Source organism: Streptomyces endophyticus, assembly GCF_035798155.1.
Lineage (GTDB): Bacteria > Actinomycetota > Actinomycetes > Streptomycetales > Streptomycetaceae > Streptomyces > Streptomyces endophyticus.
This window is the reverse complement of record NZ_JAOZYC010000049.1, coordinates 1-3,534: the sequence shown is the minus strand read 5'-3', so window position 1 is coordinate 3,534 and position 3,534 is coordinate 1. Positions and strand designations below refer to the sequence as shown.

The window sequence follows — 3,534 nt, the reverse complement described above, 5'->3', positions numbered from 1 at the left end:
GCGGGCACGATCGTCAAGGACGAGGGCGAGGGCGGCAAGCAGCTCGCCGAGTTCCTCGCGGGCCAGAAGTTCATCTAGTCACCAAGTCGCTCACTCGTCACGGAAGTTGGAACATTCTCATGGCTGAAGTTCTGGTCTTTGTCGACCACGTGGACGGCGCCGTCCGCAAGCCCACCCTGGAGCTTTTGACGCTGGCCCGCCGCATCGGTGACCCGGTCGCCGTCACCCTCGGCGCGGGTGCCGCCGAGACGCAGGCCGCGCTGGCCGAGCACGGCGCCGTCAAGGTGCTCACCCACGAGGCCGCCGAGTACGCCGACTACCTCGTCGTGCCGAAGGTGGACGCGCTCCAGGCCGCCTACGAGGCCGTCTCCCCGGCCGCCGTGCTGGTCCCCTCCTCCGCGGAGGGCAAGGAGATCGCCGCGCGCCTCGCGCTGCGGATCGGCGCGGGCATCATCACCGACGCCACCGACCTGGCAGCCGGCGACAACGGCCCCGTCGCCACCCAGTCGGCGTTCGCCGCCTCCTACACCACCAAGTCCACGGTCTCCCAGGGCACGCCGGTCATCACCGTCAAGCCCAACTCCGCCCCGATGGAGGCCGCCCCGGCCGCCGGCGCCGTCGAGGCCCTGACCGTGGCCTTCTCGGACGCCGCGACCGGCACCAAGGTGACCTCCCGCACGCCGCGCGAGTCGACGGGCCGCCCGGACCTGACCGAGGCCGCGATCGTGGTCTCCGGCGGCCGCGGCGTCAACGGCGCCGAGAACTTCTCCATCATCGAGGCGCTCGCCGACTCCCTCGGCGCGGCCGTGGGCGCCTCGCGCGCCGCGGTGGACGCGGGCTGGTACCCGCACTCCAACCAGGTCGGCCAGACCGGCAAGTCCGTCTCGCCGCAGCTGTACATCGCCTCCGGCATCTCCGGTGCGATCCAGCACCGGGCCGGCATGCAGACCTCGAAGACGATCGTCGCGATCAACAAGGACGCCGAGGCGCCGATCTTCGACCTCGTCGACTACGGCGTCGTCGGCGACCTCTTCGACGTCGTCCCCGCCCTGACCGAAGAGGTCAAGACCCGCAAGGGATAAGGGAGTTCACGACCCGCGAGGGTCGAGGAAGTTCGAGACCGCCGCCGCGCCCGGGACCTTCACACCTCCTGGGTGCGGCGGCGTGCGTAGTGCCCTGCCGCGACCAGCGCACCGGCGATGAGGACCCCGCCCAGGGCGAGTTGAGCGACGCTCAGTGTGCCCAGCGACCCGCCGTCCCCGGCCTTGACCCCGCCCAGTTCGGTGCCGCCCCGCCCCGACACGGTGAGCGTCTGCCGCACCTCGGTGCCGCTCTCGCAGATCACGGTGATCGGGAAGGTGCCGGACCTGGCGCCCGTCGGCACCGTGAACTGGCCCGTGACCGAACCCTCCTGGGTCGCGGTCTGCAAGGGGAACTCGCCCGCCCCGAGGCTGTCGCCGTCCCCCGTCGCGATCCGGTCCTCGCCGCAGGCGCTCGTGCTCGCCGTGACGCTCGCGCCCGGCCCCGGGTCGGCGGGCACCAGCTCCAGCGTCCCCGCCGTGTCGGCCACCGGCGGGCTCTCGGTCCACGAGGTGTCGGGGCCCCAGGGATCGTCGTCCGCCGCCCAGGCCGGAGCGGGGCACATCAGGGCCCCGACGGCGAGTGTGGCCGCGGTGACGGCGGCGGTCGGCCAGGACGCGGTGCGGCCCATGCGGATCCTCTCGGCGGGCCCGGCGGACGGACCACGGATGTGCGGGTACTCCGCGACCGATCCCACCGCGTGGACGCGCCCACCGCCTGTCGAGACGTCGAGTCGGGTGACACCGACGACCCTTTTGAGCCCGAGCCCGCCGGATCCGCTCAGATGCGCCCGTGCGTCCGATGCGCCTCGAGCAGCTTGACCCGCGCCGCCTCCAGCCGGTGCGCCATCACCTCGGCCACTCCGTGCAGCACGGCCACCCCGAGCCTCGGTTCCTGCTCGCACAGTGTGCGTACGGCCGCGCCGTCGAACTCGTAGGCCCGCACCGGACTGAACGCCTCCGCACCGAAGTCCCATTCGTACGGCTCGAAGAGCCAGGACCAGCCCAGCAGGTCGCCGGGGCCGAGCGGGTCGATGGGCAGCACGGCGCGGTCGGAGACGCGGACGTCGAGGGTGACCATCCCGGTCCGGATGATCCAGAACCGGTCCGCCCGGTCCCCCTCCTCGAAGATCCTGGTGTCCTGGGCGAACGAGACCTCTTTGGCCAGGGGCATCAATCGGTCCCGGTCCGCGTGCGAGAGCCGGTTCAGGAGTCGTGTCTGGGCCGTCATGGCGGCCACCTCCACCGTCGAGTCATTCCAGCGTACGTACGTCACGTTCGTGGCCCGCCCGGCTCGGCGGGGAGGATCACGGCCGCTCCGATCGGAGCGGCCGTCACCCGAACAGCGTATTTCCGGGCGATATCGCGCGCACCTCGGGCGGGCGTCCCCCGTGTGCGGCGGCCGTATGGCGTACGTGGAGCGCGGTCGCGCGGTGCCGGTTCTACGTTTCCGGCATGGCGCCTTTTCTCCGCTTTCGCCCTGTCTTCGGCAGGGCCGTTGTTTCGTGCGGCGTGTGCGCGGTGGTGTCCGCGGGCACCGCCGTCGGCCCCGCCAGTGCCGATCCGCCGGTGCCGGACCCGCCCGCACCGCCGTCCGTCTCCGCGCTGTCGTGGGAGGTCATGGACGCGCGCACCGGTGACGTCCTCGCCTCGAAGGCGCCGCACCGCAGGCTGCCGCCCGCGAGCACGCTCAAGACCCTGTTCGCCCTCACCGTGCTGCCGAAGCTGCGCCAGGACGAGGTGCACCGGGCCACGTACGGGGATCTCTCCGACGTCTCCGAGGGCAGCAGCCTCGTGGGGGTCGACGAAGGCAACCGGTACACGGTCGCCGACCTGTGGCGCGGCGTGTTCCTCAGCTCCGGCAACGACGCCGTGCACACGCTCGCCCACATGAACGGCGGCGTCTCCCGCACCGTCGCGCAGATGCAGGCCACCGCCCGCCGGATCGGCGCCCGCGACACCCAGGTCCGCTCCCCCGACGGCTATGACACGCGCGGCCAGTTCTCCTCGGCCCACGATCTGGCGCTGATCGCCAGGGAGGGCCTCAAGAACCACGACTTCCGTCGCTACATGGCCACCAAGTCGGCCCGCTTCCCGGCGGCCGGCGGCCCGAAGGCGTTCGGCATCGAGAACACCAACCGGCTCCTCGTGGGCTCGCACGGGGTGGAGCCCTATCCGGGCCTGGTCGGCGTCAAGAACGGCTACACGTCCAAGGCCGGCTGCACTCTGGTCTCCGCCGCGAGCCACGAGGGGCGCACGGTCCTGGTGACCGTCATGAACCCGCAGGACGAGGACTTCAACGCGGTCTACGAGGAGAGCCGCGCGCTGCTCGACTGGGGCGCGGAGGCGGCGCCCCTGCACGCACGGCAGGCGGCGGCGTCCCAGCGCCCCTCGGCTCCACAGCAACTGGCCGCGGCCGCCCCGGCGCCCGCGCCCGCCACGGGGGCCGAACCGG

4 protein-coding genes are annotated in these 3,534 nt (G+C 72.5%); 2 read left to right on the top strand and 2 right to left on the bottom strand.

Annotated features, from left to right (window positions below; all coding sequences use genetic code 11):
• Positions 1-119: 119 nt before the first annotated feature.
• Entirely contained in the window at positions 120-1,082 is a 963-nt protein-coding gene (locus OKJ99_RS07840; protein ID WP_326015097.1) for an electron transfer flavoprotein subunit alpha/FixB family protein, read from the top strand.
• A gap of 59 nt (positions 1,083-1,141) precedes the next feature.
• Here the strand turns inward: OKJ99_RS07840 and OKJ99_RS07835 are convergent, their stop codons facing one another.
• Positions 1,142-1,711 carry a hypothetical protein gene (locus OKJ99_RS07835; RefSeq protein WP_326015096.1) on the bottom strand — a complete coding sequence of 190 codons (570 nt, stop codon included), beginning with the start codon at positions 1,709-1,711 and terminating at the stop codon, positions 1,142-1,144.
• A 149-nt stretch (positions 1,712-1,860) separates the two neighbouring features.
• Positions 1,861-2,310, bottom strand: coding sequence for a cyclic nucleotide-binding domain-containing protein (locus OKJ99_RS07830; protein ID WP_326015095.1), 450 nt, complete (start codon positions 2,308-2,310; stop codon positions 1,861-1,863).
• A gap of 224 nt (positions 2,311-2,534) precedes the next feature.
• Here OKJ99_RS07830 and OKJ99_RS07825 point away from each other — a divergent pair.
• Positions 2,535-3,534: D-alanyl-D-alanine carboxypeptidase family protein (locus OKJ99_RS07825; protein WP_326015094.1), on the top strand; the 1,000-nt coding region annotated here is incomplete at its 3' end.

Bases quoted from the DNA above. Each gene is read 5' to 3' on its own strand.
- OKJ99_RS07840 (WP_326015097.1), top strand. From the start codon at position 120: ATGGCTGAAGTTCTGGTCTTTGTCGACCACGTGGACGGCGCCGTCCGC.
- OKJ99_RS07830 (WP_326015095.1), bottom strand. From the start codon at position 2,310: ATGACGGCCCAGACACGACTCCTGAACCGGCTCTCGCACGCGGACCGG.
- OKJ99_RS07835 (WP_326015096.1), bottom strand. From the start codon at position 1,711: ATGGGCCGCACCGCGTCCTGGCCGACCGCCGCCGTCACCGCGGCCACA.